Genomic DNA, 15,677 nt, shown 5'->3' with positions numbered 1-15,677 from the left:
AGTCATCACAGAGAGTAACCAGTTTCATGATCACCGTTCACGCGGTCGACGTCCGCGCCGGCGCCCAGCTGCTGCTGTCGGACCTGTCCTTCCACATCGGTCCCGGCGACAAGATCGGCCTGGTCGGCCGCAACGGCGCCGGGAAGACCACGCTGCTCAAGGCCCTGGCCGGCGAGGAGCGCCCGGCCACCGGCACCATCACCACAACCGGCTCGGTCGGGTACCTGCCGCAGGACCCGCGCGCCGCCGATCCCACGCTCACCGTCACCGCGCGAATCCTGTCCGCCCGCGGGCTGGACACCGTGGTCGAGCGGCTGCGGCGGGCCGAGGCCACGATGAGCACGGCGACCGGCGCCGAGCAGGAGCGCGCGATGGCGGCGTACGCGCGGGCCGAGACCGAGTTCCAGGCAGCCGGCGGGTACGCCGCGGAGGCGGAGGCCGGTCGGCTCGCGGCCGGTGTCGGGTTGCCGATCCGCGCGCTCGAGCAACCGATCGGCGAGCTGTCCGGGGGGCAGCGGCGGCGGGTCGAGCTGGCGCGGATCCTGTTCGCCGAGCACGACACGTTGCTGCTCGACGAGCCGACCAACCACCTGGACGCGGACTCGGTCGTCTGGTTGCGGTCGTTCCTGCTCGGGTACTCCGGCGGGTTGGTTGTCATCAGCCACGATCGTAACTTGCTGGCGGCAACGGTCAACCGGGTCTTCCATCTCGACCCGCAGCGGCGCACGATCGATGTCCACAACACGGGCTGGAAGAAGTACCTGACCCAGTTGGAGACCGACGAGCGGCGTCGTTCGCGCGAGCGGAACACGGCCGAGCGCAAGGCGGCGGTGCTGCACGCGCAGGCGGCGAAGATGCAGGCCGGAGCCAGTACGGCGGTTGCCGCGCGCAACATGGCGCGGCGGGCGGACAAGCTGCTCGCCGACCTCGAGCCGGTACGCCGGGCCGCGCGCGTCGCGCGGATCCGGCTGCCCGACCCGGCGCCGTCCGGTCGGACTCCGCTGAGTGCGGTCGGCCTGACCAAGTCGTACGGCGCTCTGGAGGTGCTCAAGGGCGTCGACCTCGCGGTCGACCGGGGAAGCCGGTTGGTGATCCTTGGGCTCAACGGCGCGGGCAAGACCACGCTGCTCCGGATCCTCGCCGGTCGCGAGACGCCGGACAGCGGTGAGGTCGTGCACGGGCACGGGCTGCGGCTCGGGTACTTCGCGCAGGAGCACGACACGTTGGACCTGGCCGGCACGGTCCGCCAGAACCTGGCGGCCGTCGCGCCGCGGCTCACCGACGGTGAGGTGCGCAACGTCCTCGGCTCGTTCCTGTTCAGCGGCGACGACGCGGACAAGCCGGCGCACGTGCTGTCGGGCGGCGAGAAGACCAGGCTGGCGCTGGCCGGCCTGGTCCACTCGGGCGCCAACTTGCTGCTGCTCGACGAGCCCACCAACAACCTCGACCCCGCGTCCCGCGACGAGGTGCTGGGAGCCGTCGGCAACTACCCCGGCGCCATCGTCATGGTCACCCACGACGAAGGCGCCATCGAAGCCCTCCGCCCCGACCGCGTCCTGCTCCTCCCGGACGCCTCCGAGGACCTGTGGACCGACGACTACTTGGAGCTGGTCTCACTGGCGTGAGCGTTCGCCCCGCCCCGGAGGGGCGTGGGCCCGGGGGGTCGCCCTTCATCCCACCCATCCCGCCCCGCCCCGGAGGGGCGTGGGCCCGGGGGGTCGCCCTTCATCCCACCCATCCCGCCCCGCCCCGGAGGGGCGTGGGCCTGGGGCGGCCGCCCTCCATTCCCCCTCCCGCCCCGGAGGGGCGTGGGCCCGGGGCGGCCGCCCTCCATTCCCCCTCCCGCCCCGGAGGGGCGTGGGCCCGGGGCGGCTCGCTTCTCACCCCCTCCCGCTCGCCCCGCCCCGCAGGGGCGGGGCGAGCGGTCAGAGGCGCTCGGAGAGGTGGACGGTGATCTCGTCGCCGGTGGTCTTGCCGATCACCTTGCGGACGTCCGCCTTGACCGGGAGCTTGTGGGTGCCGTCGCCGAGGGCCATGAAGGCGCTTTCGAACGGGTGGCCGTCCATCGTGCCGCGGACCTTGACCAGGCCGCGGGTGCCGAAGAACTCGGCCGAGCCGGGCATCACGACGTACGTCCAGCCACCCTTGGCGTCGCTGGTCTGCAGGGCGGCGGTGAAGTCGTGGTCCAGGGTGTTCATCGGTTCCTCCTCGGATCGGGTGCTTTATCCACAGGTAGAAGCCGGCGGACCGGTTTCGACATCATTCTGCGCGACAATTCCATCCGTGGAGATTCGTACCGGAGGACACGACGACGTACCGGCCGTTCTCGCGCTGCTCGACGGCGCGACCGAGTGGCTGGTGGCCAACGGCCGGACCGGCCAGTGGGGGACCGAGCCGCACTCGACCAACCCGCGGCGGATCGCGCAGGTCACCGGGTTCGCGGCCGACGGCGGGCTGTGGATCGGTGAGCGCGACGGCCGTGTGGTCGGCGCGCTGGCCGTCGGTCCGCCGCAGGACCACATCCCGGCCGCGATCGAGCCCGAGCTGTACATCCGCCTCCTGGTGACCGACCGGACGGCGAAGGGCAGCGGGATCGGCACGGCGCTGATCGAGCACGCCCTGAAGCTGGCCCAGGACGAAGGCGTCGGCCTGGTCCGCGTCGACTGTTACGCCGGAGACGACGGCGCCCTCGTCCGGTACTACGAGCGCCAGGGGTTCACCCGGACACAGACGTTCGGCGTACCGGTCAATGACTCGGTGTGGCCGGGTCAGGTGCTGGCGCGACGGTTGTGACCGCGCGGTGCACGGCGCCGTGCGCGTCGTTGCAGTGAAGTTCCGGTACGTCGCCTGACGCGTGGTCGACCTGGAGGGTCGAGTGGGTCAGGTGGTGCCGCTCGGCCAGCACCTGCTCGATCTGTTCGCGGATCAGGTGGCAGTCGAGCCCCTCGCGGACGAGGATGTGCGCGGACGCGGCCGGTTCGCCGGAGGTGATCTCCCAGACGTGCAGGTCGTGCACCTCGACGACGCCCGGGATGCGGCACAGTTCCTTGCCGAGCGCGGCCGGGTCGACTCCGGCGGGTGCGGCCTCGAGGAAGATCCGGCCGGAGGCGCGGACCAGATCGATGCCGGCCTTCAGCATCAGCGCGGCGACGATCAGCGCGGCGATCGAGTCGGCGCGGGTGAAACCGGTCAGCAGGACCACCAGCCCGGCCAGCGCGGTCGCGATGAACGCGAACAGGTCGTTGAGGATGTGCTGGAACGCGCCCTCGACGTTCAGGCTGGACCGGTTCGCCTTGCTGATCAGCCAGGTCGCGGCGAGGTTGACGACGATGCCGACCACACCGGTGATCAGGACCAGGACGCCCTCGACCTCCGGCGGGTGGATCATCCGCTGGACCGACTCGTAGACGAAGAACGCCGCGAGCAGCAGCAGCGTGATGCCGTTGGCCTGCGCGGACAGGATCTCGACCCGCTTGAAGCCGAACGTGAACCCACCGGCCGGCGGGCGTGCGGCCAGCCGGATCGCGACCAGCGCGAGCGCGATCGCGATCGCGTCGGTGAGCATGTGCGCGGCGTCGGTGATCAGCGCCAGCGACCCGGCCGCAAAACCGACGATGACCTCGGCCGCCATGAAGGCGAGGATCAGCGCGAGAGCACCACTCAGGAGCTTCCGGTCGGCATCAGCGCTGACGCCGTGCCCGTGGCCGTGCCCGTGGCCGTGTCCGGCCGCGGACGCCGGACGGGCCGCGTCCACCGGCTCGTGCGCGTTCATGAGGTGCGCTCGGGGTGGATGGCGTCGGTGTGCTCGGTGTGGGCGACCGCGAGATCCACGAGCATGCGGACGTGGGAGTCGTCGAGGCGGTAGTAGGCCATCCGGCCGTCCCGCCGTACGGAGACGACGCGGTGGGCGCGGAGCAGCCGCAGAGCGTGCGAGGTCGCCGACTCGCTCAGGCCGGTGACGGCGGCGAGGTCGCAGACGCAGAGTTCGCCGTCGAGCAGTGCGACGAGCAGCTTGAGCCGCCGGGGGTCGCCGAGCAGCCCGAACACGTCGGCCGTGTCGACGACGTCCTGCTCGGAAGGCATCCTGGCGTTGACGGCCGCCACGCGCTCGGGGTCGACCAGTTTCACCGCACAGGCGTCGACCGCGGCAGCGGACTGCACATCTGCAGAACTCTTCATATGTCACACGGTAGAGCACCGGTGCTCGCGGAGCCAGCCACCGGAGTGTCGGAACACTTGCACCGTGTCGCCGAAGGTGGCACTGGTATGCCACTGTCACTGCCCGTATCGTGCTCTGAGACCATCGTGACGAGCTGGTTTGTCCTGAGTAAGGACTCTGTGAAGAATCACTGCTGACGGCTCTGTCGGGGTGGATCAGCGCACAGCGGACCGTAAGTTCGTAGAGGTGTCGGTCGAAGTCGGGAGTGAACGAAGTGTTACGGGGCAGTCGGGTCGTGCCGTTGGCCGGCCCGCGGGAGATGGTGTCGGCGCGATCGTGACGACGATGAACAAGGTTCTGGCGGCTGCCGGAGTCGTGCTGCTGCTGGTCGGCCTGGGACTCGGGTTCCGGTCGGTCTCGGTGAGCAGTGTCGACTGCGGATCGGCGTTCTCGCCGGCCGGGGGGATCACCCCGATGGCCTGCGACGGCAAGCTCAACAACTCGGTCACCCTGGTGACCGTCGTGCTCGTGGCCGGCGTCCTGGCGTTGCTGGTCGCGCTGGTGCTGAAGCTCGTGCACGACCGGAAGGTCGACGCCTGACCCGGCAAACCGGGTGCGCCGGGGCACGCGGCTGCGGGAAGCTGCGGTCGTGACCCTCGAACCTTTCCGGCTGGCGATTCCCCAGCAGCAGCTCGACGACCTCGCACTGCGGCTCGACCTGACCCGCTGGCCCGACGAGCTGCCCGGCGTCGGGTGGGCGTACGGCGTACCGCGCGACTACCTGCGTGAATTGGTGCAGTACTGGCGGCACGAGTACGACTGGCGCGCCGCCGAGGCCCGGCTGAACGAGTGGCCGCAGTTCACCACCACGATCGACGGCACGCGGGTCCACTTCGCGCGCGTCTCCTCGCCCGAGCCCGACGCGATCCCGCTGCTGCTCACGCACGGCTGGCCCGGCTCGATCGCGGAGTTCGTCGACGTCGCCGGACCGCTGACCGATCCGCGCGGGCACGGCGCCGGGGGAGCGCCGGCGTTCGAGCTGGTGATCCCGAGCATCCCGGGCTTCGGCCTGTCCGGCCCGACCAGCGAACCGGGCTGGGAGGTCAACCGGGTCGCCCGCGCCTTCGCCGAGCTGATGGACCAGCTCGGCCATCGGCGGTACGGCGTACAGGGTGGTGACTGGGGCGCTGCGATCTCGCGCGAGCTGGGACGGATCCGGCCCGACCAGGTGATCGGCGTACATCTCAACCTGCTGCCCGGTGGTGCCGCGACGGCCGAGCCGACCGAGCAGGAGCTGGCCGCGCTGGATCCCGCCGAGCGCGCGCGGACGATCGCGTCCTGGCAGCGGACGCGCGCGTGGCAGCAGGAGAAGCAGGGGTACGCCGACCTGCAGTCGACCCGCCCGCAGACGCTCGCCTACGCACTGGTCGACTCGCCGGTCGGCCAGCTGGCCTGGATCGCGGAGAAGTTCCACGAGTGGGCCGACCAGCGGAACCCGATCGGCCGCGACCACCTGCTCACCACGGTGATGCTCTACTGGCTCACCGGTACGGCGGGTTCGGCCGGGCGCATCTACTACGAACGCGCCCACCACGGCCGGCCGCTCGAGCCGTCCCGCACGCCGACGGCCGTCGCGGACTTTGCCCACGACAACTTCATCCCGCTGCGCGCGATCGCCGACCGGACCGAGAACATCGTCCGCTGGACGACCTACCCGGACGGCGGTCACTTTGCCGCGATGGAGCAACCCACCGTGCTGGTCGACGACATCCGCGCCTTCTTCAGCGGGCTAGCGATCTAGTCATCCGGTCGAGGATCTCGCCGAGCAGCTCCGGTCCGGTGCCGAAGTTGAGCCGGACCCGCTCGCGCCCCGCCGGGTCGTAGTCCGAACCGGTGCCCAGGGCAACTTTCGCCGCGCGCAGGAAGAACGACGCCGGGTCCGGCGCGAGGTCCAGTCCCGCGCAGTCGAGCCAGCCCAGGTACGTCGCCTGCGGCGGCGACCAGGTGATTCCGGCCGGCAGCCGCTCACCGATCAGCGTCCGGTTCCGGTCGAGCTGGGTGAGCAACGCGTCGAGCCAAGGATCACCCTCGGAGAAGGCCGTCTCCGCCGCGATCACCCCGAGCAGCCCGACCTGCTCGGCCGAGAACGGCAACCGCCGTACGACGTCCTGCGCGCGATCCGAGGCGGTCACCATCAGCGCGCACTTGAGGCCGGCCAGGTTGAACGCCTTCGACGCCGAGGTCAGCGCGATCCCGCGGTCGCGCGCGGCGTCGGACACCTCCAGCCAGGGCACGAACTCGGCGCCGGGGAGGACGAGCGGCGCGTGGATCTCGTCGGCGAGCACCCACGCGTCGTACTGGGCGCACAGCTCGGCGATCTGCTCGAGCTCGGCCCGCGGCAGCACGCGACCGGTCGGGTTGTGCGGGCTGGCCAGGATCAGCACCCGCAGTCCGTCACGCAACTCGGCGGTCAGTTGGTCGAGGTCGAACGAGCCATCGCTCCGCAGCGGAATCTGCCGGATCGTGAAGCCGGCCGGCGGGAGCTGCTGGAGGAACGGCGGGTACTCGGCGGTCGCGAACCCGACCTTGCCGCCCGGCGCGAGCACCCGGCACAACTCGATCAGCCCGATCAGCACCTCGGGGATCAGCGTCAGGCGATCGGGATCGACCTGCCACCCGAGTCGCCGCGCGGCGAACCCGGTGAAGGCCTCCCGCAGTCGCGGCGTCACCTCGTGCGCGTAGCCGAGATCGCTGCGGGAGACGGCGTCGTGCAGCACGGTCGCGATCGGTGCCGCGAGCTCGAAGTCCAGTTCGGCGACCGTCGCGCCGATCACCCCCGGCGGGTGCCCGGACCACTTCTCGCTGCGGCGTTGCCGGAGGACGTCGAGAGTGGGAACCGTCAGCATCGCTTCAGGTTACTGACACTAAGGTGAACCCATGAGCTTCACCGGGTTCCCGGTCGCCGCGCTGGACTTCTACGACGACCTCGAGATGGACAACACCAAGACCTTCTGGGCCGAGCACAAGCACGTGTACGAGGAGTCGGTGAAGGCGCCGATGGCCGCGTTGCTGGCCGAGCTGGAGGCGGAGTTCGGGGCGGCGAAGATCTTCCGGCCGTACCGCGACGTGCGGTTCGCCAAGGACAAGACGCCGTACAAGACGCATCAGGGCGCGTTCCTGCCGACCGGGCCGTCGACCGGCCGGTACGTGGAGCTGTCAGCGCCCGGCGTACGGGTGGGAGCCGGGTTCTACGAGGCGGCCGCGGACCGGCTCGGGCGGATCCGGACCGCGATCGACGAGGACCGCCGCGGCAAGGAGCTGCAGAACCTGCTCGACGCGCTGGTCGCCGCCGGCTGGACGATCGGCGGCGAGAAGCTCAAGACCTCACCGCGCGGGTACGACGCCGCGCACCCGCGGATCGAGCTGCTACGGCACAAGTCGATCGCGCTGAACAAGTCGTACGGGTTCGAGCCGGTGATCCACACGGCCGAGCTGGTCGACCGGGTCCGCGCCGACTGGCGGGACGTCACGCCGCTGCTCGACTGGCTGGACGCCAACGCCTGATCGGCGCCGCGCCCTCGAACAGCACCGGGCCTCGAACAGCGCAGGGCCTCGAGCAGCACGGCGTCCGGTCAGAAGTCCTTGAGGATGGTCGCGATCCGGTCGCGGGTCCGGCTCGGCGGCGGCGCCGCGACGCAGAGGGCTTCCATCGTCGCCGTGTACTGGTCGAGGTCCTCGAGCTTGTCCAGGTAGAGCGCGCTGGTCAGGTGCTCGATGTAGACGATGTCCGGCAGGTCCTGCTCGGGGAAACGCAGGATGCTGTACGCGCCACCGGTCGCCGCGTGGCCACCGGCCTCGAACGGCATCACCTGGAGCGTCACGTTCGGCATGTGGGTCGCCTCGATCAACGACTCCAGCTGGTCGCGCATCGCCTTCACGCCGCCGATCGGCCGGCGCAGGGCCGCCTCGTCGACGACGGCCCAGAGCCGGACCGGGCTCGGGCGGGTCAGAACCTCCTGGCGGTTGATCCGCAGCGACACGCGGCGGTCGACCTCGTCGGCCGGGATCAGACCGCGGCCGAGCTGGACGACGGCGCGCACGTACTCCTCGGTCTGCAGCAGGCCGGGCACGAACTGCAGCTCGTAGGTACGGATCAGCTGAGCCGACGCCTCGAGCCCGAGGTAGGAGTGGAACCAGCTCGGCAGCACGTCGCCGAAGCGGTGCCACCAGCCGGGGTTGTTCGCATCCCGCGCGAGGGAGAGCAGTCGCTCGCGCTCCTCGGGGTCGTCCAGGCCGTAGAGCCGGAGCAGGTCGGCGACGTCGCGCTCCTTGAAGCCGACCCGGCCGAGCTCCATCCGGCTGACCTTCGACTCCGACGACCGGATCTCCCAGCCCGCGTCGGAACGGGTGATGCCGGCGGCCTCACGCATTCTGCGCAGGTGCGCTCCCAGGATGATGCGAAGCGCGGTCGGCCCGCTTTGCGCGCCCGACTCCGTCACACTCACCTCCGACGCCCCAGCTGCCTCTGTCTACCCCGAGCCAAATCATCGCACGTTCGGCAGGTGATCTGTCGAAGTTCTTACTTAAGAGTCGTGGTCGCGCCCGGACCACTACCCAGGGTCATTGCGGGCCCAGCCTAGGCCATCGGATCGGCCGGGTTTGTCCGGACATAATAGCGCCGATTCGGGCCGTCGAGGACGGCGAGATCACGCCTGCGCCGAGCCTGCTGAGCCTGAAACAGGTCTCCACAAGGTCACAAACGCAAAACGTGCGAATGCACGTGCATCGGGCGCTTGCATTCGCAGCGTGCCGACGCCATGATTACTTCATGCACAGAAGGTGAGCTGGATCTCGCGCCAAGTGACATCGCGAGAACTGGCAGGCCGGACCTTTGGCCCGTCGGCAGCTGGCTGCCGGCACGACTGGTTGGGGTACCCGAGTCGATGAGTGACCACGACGCACAGCCCGTCGAGTACGTCGCCGCGCAGACCGGCGAACGTGCCCCTGACGAGCTCACCGAGCGGGAGATCCAGGAGTTGGTGGCGCGCTGCCCCGAGCAGCAGCGCTGGGCCTTCGAAGGATGGCTCCGCGGCGTCCGTCAGCTCGACGGCGACCCGATCGTGAGCCTGAGTCCATGAACAGCGATCGAGGAGGACGGAAAATGGTGCGGATCTGGTTGGGCGACCACCTGATCGCCGAGTACGTCGCGGAGCCGGACCGGGCCTCGCGCTACCAGCGGGTGATGACGCCCAAGTTCACCGGTCTGCGCATCACCGTCGACAACGCGGCCGGCCCCGGCAGCGCCTCGGAGCTGCCGCGCAGCGAGCAGCTCTGGCCGCTCACCGTGCAGTAGCCCTAGTAGTACAGCCTCATCAATCGACCGTCCGCGGGCCAGTGATCGGGTCCGCCGGCGGGGCACCACCGCTCCACGGTTCCCGGAGCGCCTCGTTGGAAGGCCGTCTCCCTCCTCAGGAGACGGCTGGGCAAAAGGCCGTCCTCCTCCTCAAGGGACGGCCTTTTGTCATGCCTGGGCCCGGCCGCTGCGGTCGAGGGACCTGGACCGGACATGAAGAAACCCCCCACCGCTCGCCCGGTGGGGGGTTTCTCGTCAGAGGTCCTGCGTCGGGACCGATCAGGCGAGGTCGTCGAACTCGCCGTCGTGGACGCCGCCGAGGAACGCCTCGATCTCCGCGTGGGTGAACACCAGGGCCGGGCCGTCGGTGTGACGCGAGTTCCGCATCGCCACGCCGCCGCCGGGAAGCTTCGCCACCTCAACGCAGTTGCCGTTGGGGCCGCTCCGCTGGCTCTTGCGCCAGATCAGCTCGCTCATCGCGTCGCCAGGCATGCCGTTGTAGACAGCAGTCATCAGCTGCACCTTCCGTACGTCTTTGGCATATGCACGTGCATTTGGGCTTGCATTTGCATCGTACACGTTGGAGGGCCTCGTGTCCGGTCCAATACGGAGCGTGGCCGAAGGTGTGTCGCGCAGCCCCGCGGTGTCGCTTTGGGTGATGGATTCCGGCGGTTCCACGCCGCGTGGTTGACCGGTGCGCAAGTAGGGCAGACTCCGACCGGGTCGCCGGTACGCCGTACTCGCGGACAGCTGCCGGTACTGCCGCACCGGGCGGCCCGGAATCCCTTGCCTAGTTGAGAAATCAGGCTTTTCGGATTCAGCTCGGACGAACCTCGCGAGGGCACTGATCCAGGGGTCCCAGTGGTATCGAAATGCACTACAGTGACCGGCACTGATCCCTACAACACAAAGGCTGCGTCGATGGCGAATCCCGACGGCTCGGAGTCCACTCCGGCGTTCGACACCTCCCAACCCACCATCGCGCGCGTGTACGACGCACTGCTGGGTGGCAAGGACAACTTCGCCGCCGACCGTGAGGGTGCGGCGACCTACCTGAAGTTCGTCCCGGACGCCGGCCGCTGCGCGATCGACAACCGGGCCGCTCTGGTCAGGGGCGTGCAGTACCTGGTCCGGGACGCGGGCATCGACCAGTTCCTGGACATCGGCAGCGGCCTGCCGACCCAGAAGAACACCCACCAGGCGGCGCAGGAGATCAACCCCGACGCGCGCGTGGTCTACGTCGACGTCGACCCGATCGTGCTCGCGCACGGCCGGGCGCTGCTGGCCACCAACGACAGCACGATCGTGGTGACCGCGGACCTGCGCAAGCCGCAGGAGATCCTCGACCACCCCGAGATCAAGGACCACCTGGACTGGGACCGCCCGATCGCGCTGATGATCGTGGGCATCCACATGCACTTCCACGACGACGAGAAGCCGGACGAGTGGGTCCGCACGCTGATGGACAAGCTTGCCCCGGGCAGCTACCTGTTCATCACCGACTTCGTCGACACCGGTGAGCCGTTGCAGAAGGCGATGGAGCAGGCCGGCCTGGAGAGCCTCGGCAACGGCTGGATCCGGACGCCGGAGCGGATCGAGCAGCACTTCCTCGGTCTGCCGCTGATTCCCCCGGGTCTGGACTTCCTCGAGCGCTGGAACCCGGCCGACCCCGACGGCGACGTCCCCGACGTCGACGAGCTGCAGCCGTACCAGCGCATCCTGATGGCGGGCATCGCGAAGAAGGCCTGACGCCGTACGGCGTCCGAAGGCGCGCACTCCCCTCGGGGAGTGCGCGCCTTCTGCCGTTCCCGGGCCGGTGTGCATGGTGTCGACCGCTTCGGGGTACGGAGTGGCCAGCAGTGCTTGTGGTCCAGAGATGTGCCACGCCGTGACTCTTGTCGCGAGGTCGTAGTAATGGTCACCAGTCTCAGTACCGTTCCGACCCAGTGTTCGACCGCGGCCGATCGGGCCGCGCGCGAGGCCGCCACTCACGAGCTACTGGAACGCCGTGCCGCCAGCACCGACGAGGCCGAGCGGCAGCAGCTGCTCGAGCAGGTCGTCGAGCTCAACCTGGAGATGGCCAAGGGCATCGCCCGCCGCTTCCGCGGCCGCGGAGCCGAGGCCGACGACCTGGAACAGGTCGCGTCGCTCGGTCTGCTGAAGGCCGCGCACCACTACCGGCTGGACGCCGACACCCCGTTCATCGGGTTCGCCATCCCGACCATCCGGGGCGAGGTGAAGCGCTACTTCCGCGACTGCGCGTGGACCGTACGGATTCCGCGCCGGCTGCAGGAGATGCAGGGCACGATCGCCGGCAAGCTGCCCGAGCTCGAGCAGCAGCTGAACCGCGAGCCCACGCCGGCCGAGATCGCCGACCACCTGGACGTCGAGCCGGCCGAGGTCGAGCAGGCCTTGGCCGCGCGCGGCTGTTTCAACGTGCTCTCGCTCGACCGCCCGGCCGAGACGGACGCCGACCTGACGCTGGCCGATGTCGTTGCCGACGAGGACAACAGCATCGACCAGCTGGAAGCGGTCGACATGCTGCAGCCGGTGCTCGAGGACCTCGGTCCGCGCGAACGCCGGATCCTGCAGCTGCGCTTCATCGAAGGCTGGACGCAGTCCGAGATCGGCAAGGACATCGGGGTCAGCCAGATGCAGGTCTCCCGGGTCCTGCGCCGCATCCTCGACGACCTGCGGGCCAAGCTCTCCCCGCTCCCGGCCGTCGCCTGAGGTGTGTGGTTGGCGTTCGCCGCCGTCGAAGACGGGCACAATGGCAGTGAACGCTCGACGAGCCTGGGAAAACGAGGGCCTTGTACTACCGGTTGATGTGGACGTTGCCCAAGGATGCGATCGCCGTGGTGCGGTGGTATCCGCGGATGGTGGTGGGCTTCGCCGGTGCCCTGGCCGGTACGGCGCTCGTCTTCGACGTGTTCTACCTGGTCGCCAGTCCGGGTCTCGCGCTGGCGCTGGTCTACACCGTTCCGGTGCTGGCCGGGCTGGTCGCGGGACTGGTTGCCGCGGCCGACGATGTCGGCCTGGAACGCCGCGAGCTGATCTGGACCGTCCTGGCCACCGTGGTTCTGGGACTGACGAACGCCGTCGTGGTTGCGATGCTGGCCGCGATGCGGCGGACCGACCCGTCGAACTGGAGCGCCGGTTGGCAGGCGGTTCTGTTCGCGGGGTGCAGCGTGTTCGCGGTGGCGCTGACGATCGTTGTCCTGGGCAAGCTCGTGCGGGTGCTCGGGATCGACGTGCAGACCCGGTGGCCGGTGAAGGTGGTTCCGGTCGCGGTGCCGGCGCCGGCGGTGGCGATCGTGGAGGAGAAGCCGCGGGCCAGCAAGGAGGCCGCGGCCCGGGCGCCGGTCCGGGTCCCGACGCCGAAGCCTGAGCCGGTGCTGGAGCCGTACGACGACGAGCCGCTCCCCGAGTACGTGCCCCGCGTGATCGACCTCGACGGGCCGCGCGAGATCACCCCGGTCGCCGAGGGAACCGGCCACGCGGATCGCCGGGTGGTACGTCGCCGGACGCCGCCGAGCGTGCCGCCGGCCCGGCGTACGCCCCGCAGCCGGCGACGGCCAGAGCGGTAGGCGTCCGGAGCACCAGCGGTCCGGCAGCTCCGCGCACGCGGGTTCGCGCCCAGCTCCGCGCACGCGGGGCCCCGCGCCCAAGGTCCGCGCACGCGGGGCCCCGCGTCGGCAAGTCCGCGCACGCGGGTCGTGGATGCCGGGCCGGGCGCGAACGCGTGATCCTGTCTAGGCTGGATCAGGTGAAACCCGTGTGGGACTTGGCGATCGTCGGGGCCGGCCCGGCCGGGGCTTCGGCTGCGCTGGGGGCGCTCGCCGCCGATCCGGCGCTGTCGGTGCTGCTGCTCGATCGGGCCGGCTTCCCGCGGGACAAGACGTGCGGGGACGGGATCGCGCCGCACGTGCTCGATCTGCTCGGATCGGTCGGGGTGACCGGCCTGCTCGACGACTGGACGCCGGTACGGCGGCTGTCGCTCGAGCGCGACGGGCTGGTGGTCGACCGCGAGATGCAGCGGGCGACCTGGGTGGTGCCGCGGGAGGTGTTCGACGCGCGGTTGGTCGACGCTGCGGTTGCGGCGGGGGCGCAACTGGTCAGGCATCGGGTCCGGGCGATGGATGTCCGGCCGGACTGTGTGGTGCTGGACGGTTCGATCGCGGCCAAGGTGGTGGTCGGCGCGGACGGCGCGCAGTCCGTCGTACGGCGTGGGCTGGGCCTGAAGGCGGCTCCGGCGGCGCTGGCGCTGCGGGGGTACGCGCCGACGCGGGCAGGGCGGGAGGAGCGGCAGGCGATCGTGTACGGGCCTGGGCGGCAGCCGTCGTACGCGTGGTCGTTCGATCGCGGCGACGGGTTGTCGAACGTCGGGTACGGCGAGGCGCTGCATCCGGGGCGGCCGCATCCGACGCGGGCGGAGTTGCTGGCGAAGCTGGAGAGGCTGCTGCCGGACTCGACGCGGGACGGTGAGGAGTGGAAGGCGCATCACCTGCCGCTGACGACGTGGACCTGGCGGCCGCCGCCTGGGCGGGTGCTGCTCGCCGGAGATGCCGCGGCGCTGATCAACCCGATGACGGGTGAGGGGATCTACTACGCCGTCGCCACGGGGCTTCATGCGGGCCGGGCGGCCGTCGGCTCCCTGCGTGGGAGCGCCGCCGCCGACGGGTCCGGTGCGGGAGCGATCTACCGCAAGCTCGTGCGGCCGCTGGCTGCGCACTTCCGTCACGCGACGCTGGCTGGGCGGTTGTCCGGCGTACCGGCGGTGCTGGACCGGGGGATCCGTGGTGCGGCCGCTGACCAGCGCGTGTTCGACGACCTGGTGGCGCTCGGACTGGCCGACGGGCGGATCACCGGGCGGGTCCTGCGGTCGCTCGTCCGCCGCTGAACCGCCGTCTCAGGATGCGGGCGATTTGTCGATCTGCCCACTGGCCATTCAAATCCTTCTACGGTGGCTTCCATGCCGGACGAGACGAGAGCGCGCGAGCAGAAGCAGGTCAGCTGGCTTCGCTCCGGTGAGGAGTGGGCGGCGACCGTCGTCGGCCTCGTCCTGATCGTGCTCGTGCTGGCGGGCGTGATCCCGGTCAACCTGCTGCCGTGAGCGCCCGTCGCTGATCCGGCGTGAGCCGATCGGGCGCTGCTCCAACGGTGTAGCTGGTCGGCGTGGGCCGGTCGAGGACCAGCGGGTCGGTGTACGGCGCGTAGGTCTCGGCGTCCTGGAGAGCCTGGGCCACTCGCGCGGGCGGCCAGTCGAGAGCTGCCGTCAGTTCGTCGGCGGTCAACGGGCGTCGAGCATGCAGCAGGGCGGCCAGTACGGTCGCCGCGTCCTCGGCGGCCGCCGACGACGAGCCGCCGGACATGTCGTCGCTGAGCTGGGTGAAGAAGCGCGCCATCTGCTGAAGCCGCGCCCCGGCCGGCGTACCGGGGTCGAACAGCGCCGCGCCTTCCCGCGCGGTCTCCGCCCAACTGGCGTTGGCCCGAGCGCTGGTGATCCACGCGCGCATCCAGACGTCGTCGGCGATCACGTAGTGCTCGCGGCGGCTCTGGGGTTCACGGCCGCGCTCGACCATCTCGAGCTCCTCCAGATAGCCGATCGCCTTCGAGATCGACGCCGGGCTGACCTGCAACTGCCGTACCAGTTGCGCGGCGGTGAGGCTGCGTTCGTCGGTCGTGTAGAGCCGGGCGAGCACGCGCGCGGCCATCCTGGGTACGCCGTTCGCGATCATCGTGGCGGTGAAGCGGTCGATGAACTCGAGAACCTTCGGATCCCCGTCCTGTGCGGTGGGCCGGTCCAGCGGCGTACGACGACGGGCCCGGTACGCCGTCGCGTGGTGGGCGTGCTCGGCGCGGTAGCCGCGCGGCCCGCCGTTGCGGGTGATCTCGCGGCTCACCGTCGACGTCGGCCGGTCGAGCCGGCGCGCGATCTCGGCGTACCCGAGACCGTCGGCCAGGCCGGCGCCGATCGCGTGGCGCTCCTCCTGGCTCAGCCTGTCGCCCGGCATTCGCGTCTCCTCCCGGTGCATTAGTCGTCAGCTCATTGCAACGGTGGTGTGCATTCACCGTCAGCGCCATTGCATTGAATCGCCTGATCTCCAGGAAAACAAGGCTTCTGCGGCTTTTCGTCGGTTGCCGGAGCGCTGAATGCAATCTACG

The 15,677-nt window shown here is 70.2% G+C and carries 19 protein-coding genes; 12 read left to right on the top strand and 7 right to left on the bottom strand.

Annotated elements, in window-relative coordinates; genetic code table 11:
• The first annotated feature begins 26 nt into the window (after positions 1-26).
• Complete coding sequence (locus tag ABD235_RS13940; protein ID WP_344174068.1) at positions 27-1,625, top strand: ABC-F family ATP-binding cassette domain-containing protein; 1,599 nt, start codon at positions 27-29, stop codon at positions 1,623-1,625.
• 300 nt (positions 1,626-1,925) lie between these two features.
• On the opposite strand, the gene ABD235_RS13935 is transcribed toward ABD235_RS13940, so the two are convergent.
• Positions 1,926-2,198 (bottom strand): DUF1905 domain-containing protein, encoded by a 273-nt coding sequence (locus ABD235_RS13935; protein WP_344174066.1) that lies wholly within the window; start codon positions 2,196-2,198, stop codon positions 1,926-1,928.
• An 85-nt stretch (positions 2,199-2,283) separates the two neighbouring features.
• Between ABD235_RS13935 and ABD235_RS13930 the strand changes: the two genes are divergently transcribed.
• Positions 2,284-2,793 (top strand): GNAT family N-acetyltransferase, encoded by a 510-nt coding sequence (locus tag ABD235_RS13930; protein WP_344174064.1) that lies wholly within the window; start codon positions 2,284-2,286, stop codon positions 2,791-2,793.
• Here the strand turns inward: ABD235_RS13930 and ABD235_RS13925 are convergent.
• Both ABD235_RS13925 and ABD235_RS13920 read right to left on the bottom strand, forming a co-directional pair.
• Complete coding sequence (locus ABD235_RS13925) at positions 2,747-3,772, bottom strand: cation diffusion facilitator family transporter (protein ID WP_344174062.1); 1,026 nt, start codon at positions 3,770-3,772, stop codon at positions 2,747-2,749. The genes ABD235_RS13930 and ABD235_RS13925 overlap by 47 nt on opposite strands.
• Positions 3,769-4,179, bottom strand: coding sequence for an ArsR/SmtB family transcription factor (locus ABD235_RS13920; RefSeq protein ID WP_344174060.1), 411 nt, complete (start codon positions 4,177-4,179; stop codon positions 3,769-3,771). Before ABD235_RS13920 ends, ABD235_RS13925 begins: the two co-directional genes overlap by 4 nt.
• A gap of 325 nt (positions 4,180-4,504) precedes the next feature.
• Here ABD235_RS13920 and ABD235_RS13915 point away from each other — a divergent pair, with 325 nt between their 5' ends.
• Together ABD235_RS13915 and ABD235_RS13910 are read left to right on the top strand one after the other, a co-directional pair.
• Complete coding sequence (locus ABD235_RS13915) at positions 4,505-4,759, top strand: hypothetical protein (RefSeq protein ID WP_344174058.1); 255 nt, start codon at positions 4,505-4,507, stop codon at positions 4,757-4,759.
• A gap of 49 nt (positions 4,760-4,808) precedes the next feature.
• On the top strand, positions 4,809-5,960 hold the full coding sequence (locus ABD235_RS13910) for an epoxide hydrolase family protein (RefSeq protein WP_344174056.1): 1,152 nt from the start codon (positions 4,809-4,811) through the stop codon (positions 5,958-5,960).
• On the opposite strand, the gene ABD235_RS13905 is transcribed toward ABD235_RS13910, so the two are convergent.
• Entirely contained in the window at positions 5,941-7,065 is a 1,125-nt protein-coding gene (locus ABD235_RS13905) for a MalY/PatB family protein (protein WP_344174053.1), read from the bottom strand. The genes ABD235_RS13910 and ABD235_RS13905 overlap by 20 nt on opposite strands.
• Before the next feature lie 31 nt (positions 7,066-7,096).
• Here ABD235_RS13905 and ABD235_RS13900 point away from each other — a divergent pair, with 31 nt between their 5' ends.
• The gene (locus tag ABD235_RS13900) at positions 7,097-7,723 is read left to right on the top strand and encodes a DUF2461 domain-containing protein (protein ID WP_344174051.1); all 627 of its coding nucleotides are present in this window, start codon (positions 7,097-7,099) and stop codon (positions 7,721-7,723) included.
• Between the two features lie 68 nt (positions 7,724-7,791).
• Here the strand turns inward: ABD235_RS13900 and ABD235_RS13895 are convergent, their stop codons facing one another.
• Positions 7,792-8,658, bottom strand: a complete 867-nt coding sequence (locus ABD235_RS13895; protein WP_344178649.1) for a helix-turn-helix domain-containing protein — start codon at positions 8,656-8,658, stop codon at positions 7,792-7,794.
• A gap of 444 nt (positions 8,659-9,102) precedes the next feature.
• On the opposite strand from ABD235_RS13895, the gene ABD235_RS13890 reads away from it, so the two are divergent.
• Together ABD235_RS13890 and ABD235_RS13885 are read left to right on the top strand one after the other, a co-directional pair.
• Complete coding sequence (locus tag ABD235_RS13890) at positions 9,103-9,297, top strand: hypothetical protein (protein ID WP_344174049.1); 195 nt, start codon at positions 9,103-9,105, stop codon at positions 9,295-9,297.
• A gap of 23 nt (positions 9,298-9,320) precedes the next feature.
• Complete coding sequence (locus ABD235_RS13885; protein ID WP_012919557.1) at positions 9,321-9,512, top strand: hypothetical protein; 192 nt, start codon at positions 9,321-9,323, stop codon at positions 9,510-9,512.
• Between the two features lie 279 nt (positions 9,513-9,791).
• On the opposite strand, the gene ABD235_RS13880 is transcribed toward ABD235_RS13885, so the two are convergent.
• A complete protein-coding gene (locus ABD235_RS13880; RefSeq protein WP_344174046.1) occupies positions 9,792-10,025 on the bottom strand; it encodes a DUF397 domain-containing protein in 234 nt (77 codons plus the stop codon).
• A gap of 408 nt (positions 10,026-10,433) precedes the next feature.
• On the opposite strand from ABD235_RS13880, the gene ABD235_RS13875 reads away from it, so the two are divergent.
• The 5 genes from ABD235_RS13875 (at position 10,434) to ABD235_RS13855 (ending at position 14,625) form a co-directional block, all read left to right on the top strand.
• Positions 10,434-11,261 (top strand): SAM-dependent methyltransferase, encoded by an 828-nt coding sequence (locus ABD235_RS13875; protein WP_344174044.1) that lies wholly within the window; start codon positions 10,434-10,436, stop codon positions 11,259-11,261.
• Positions 11,262-11,426: 165 nt separating this feature from the next.
• Positions 11,427-12,242 (top strand): SigB/SigF/SigG family RNA polymerase sigma factor, encoded by an 816-nt coding sequence (locus ABD235_RS13870; RefSeq protein ID WP_344174042.1) that lies wholly within the window; start codon positions 11,427-11,429, stop codon positions 12,240-12,242.
• A gap of 95 nt (positions 12,243-12,337) precedes the next feature.
• Positions 12,338-13,099 (top strand): hypothetical protein, encoded by a 762-nt coding sequence (locus ABD235_RS13865; RefSeq protein WP_344174040.1) that lies wholly within the window; start codon positions 12,338-12,340, stop codon positions 13,097-13,099.
• Between the two features lie 179 nt (positions 13,100-13,278).
• Entirely contained in the window at positions 13,279-14,412 is a 1,134-nt protein-coding gene (locus tag ABD235_RS13860) for an NAD(P)/FAD-dependent oxidoreductase (protein WP_344174038.1), read from the top strand.
• Between the two features lie 72 nt (positions 14,413-14,484).
• Positions 14,485-14,625: a hypothetical protein gene (locus ABD235_RS13855; protein ID WP_344174036.1), complete on the top strand. Its 141-nt coding sequence runs from the start codon at positions 14,485-14,487 to the stop codon at positions 14,623-14,625.
• Here the strand turns inward: ABD235_RS13855 and ABD235_RS13850 are convergent.
• The gene (locus ABD235_RS13850) at positions 14,609-15,526 is read right to left on the bottom strand and encodes a GbsR/MarR family transcriptional regulator (RefSeq protein WP_344174034.1); all 918 of its coding nucleotides are present in this window, start codon (positions 15,524-15,526) and stop codon (positions 14,609-14,611) included. The two genes, ABD235_RS13855 and ABD235_RS13850, sit on opposite strands and share 17 nt — an antisense overlap.
• Positions 15,527-15,677 lie beyond the last annotated feature (151 nt).

The organism is Kribbella lupini, assembly GCF_039529595.1.
GTDB classification, from domain to species: domain Bacteria; phylum Actinomycetota; class Actinomycetes; order Propionibacteriales; family Kribbellaceae; genus Kribbella; species Kribbella lupini.
The sequence above is the reverse complement of the archived record's forward strand: the minus strand, read 5'-3'. Positions and strand labels throughout refer to the sequence as shown.

What these genes read in the sequence shown, in the direction of transcription:
- ABD235_RS13940 (WP_344174068.1), top strand. Translation starts at nt 27, where the DNA reads ATGATCACCGTTCACGCGGTCGACGTCCGCGCCGGCGCCCAGCTGCTG.
- ABD235_RS13935 (WP_344174066.1), bottom strand. Translation starts at nt 2,198, where the DNA reads ATGAACACCCTGGACCACGACTTCACCGCCGCCCTGCAGACCAGCGAC.
- ABD235_RS13925 (WP_344174062.1), bottom strand. Translation starts at nt 3,772, where the DNA reads ATGAACGCGCACGAGCCGGTGGACGCGGCCCGTCCGGCGTCCGCGGCC.
- ABD235_RS13920 (WP_344174060.1), bottom strand. Translation starts at nt 4,179, where the DNA reads ATGAAGAGTTCTGCAGATGTGCAGTCCGCTGCCGCGGTCGACGCCTGT.
- ABD235_RS13915 (WP_344174058.1), top strand. Translation starts at nt 4,505, where the DNA reads ATGAACAAGGTTCTGGCGGCTGCCGGAGTCGTGCTGCTGCTGGTCGGC.
- ABD235_RS13905 (WP_344174053.1), bottom strand. Translation starts at nt 7,065, where the DNA reads ATGCTGACGGTTCCCACTCTCGACGTCCTCCGGCAACGCCGCAGCGAG.
- ABD235_RS13900 (WP_344174051.1), top strand. Translation starts at nt 7,097, where the DNA reads ATGAGCTTCACCGGGTTCCCGGTCGCCGCGCTGGACTTCTACGACGAC.
- ABD235_RS13890 (WP_344174049.1), top strand. Translation starts at nt 9,103, where the DNA reads ATGAGTGACCACGACGCACAGCCCGTCGAGTACGTCGCCGCGCAGACC.
- ABD235_RS13885 (WP_012919557.1), top strand. Translation starts at nt 9,321, where the DNA reads ATGGTGCGGATCTGGTTGGGCGACCACCTGATCGCCGAGTACGTCGCG.
- ABD235_RS13880 (WP_344174046.1), bottom strand. Translation starts at nt 10,025, where the DNA reads ATGACTGCTGTCTACAACGGCATGCCTGGCGACGCGATGAGCGAGCTG.
- ABD235_RS13875 (WP_344174044.1), top strand. Translation starts at nt 10,434, where the DNA reads ATGGCGAATCCCGACGGCTCGGAGTCCACTCCGGCGTTCGACACCTCC.
- ABD235_RS13870 (WP_344174042.1), top strand. Translation starts at nt 11,427, where the DNA reads ATGGTCACCAGTCTCAGTACCGTTCCGACCCAGTGTTCGACCGCGGCC.
- ABD235_RS13865 (WP_344174040.1), top strand. Translation starts at nt 12,338, where the DNA reads ATGTGGACGTTGCCCAAGGATGCGATCGCCGTGGTGCGGTGGTATCCG.
- ABD235_RS13855 (WP_344174036.1), top strand. Translation starts at nt 14,485, where the DNA reads ATGCCGGACGAGACGAGAGCGCGCGAGCAGAAGCAGGTCAGCTGGCTT.
- ABD235_RS13850 (WP_344174034.1), bottom strand. Translation starts at nt 15,526, where the DNA reads ATGCCGGGCGACAGGCTGAGCCAGGAGGAGCGCCACGCGATCGGCGCC.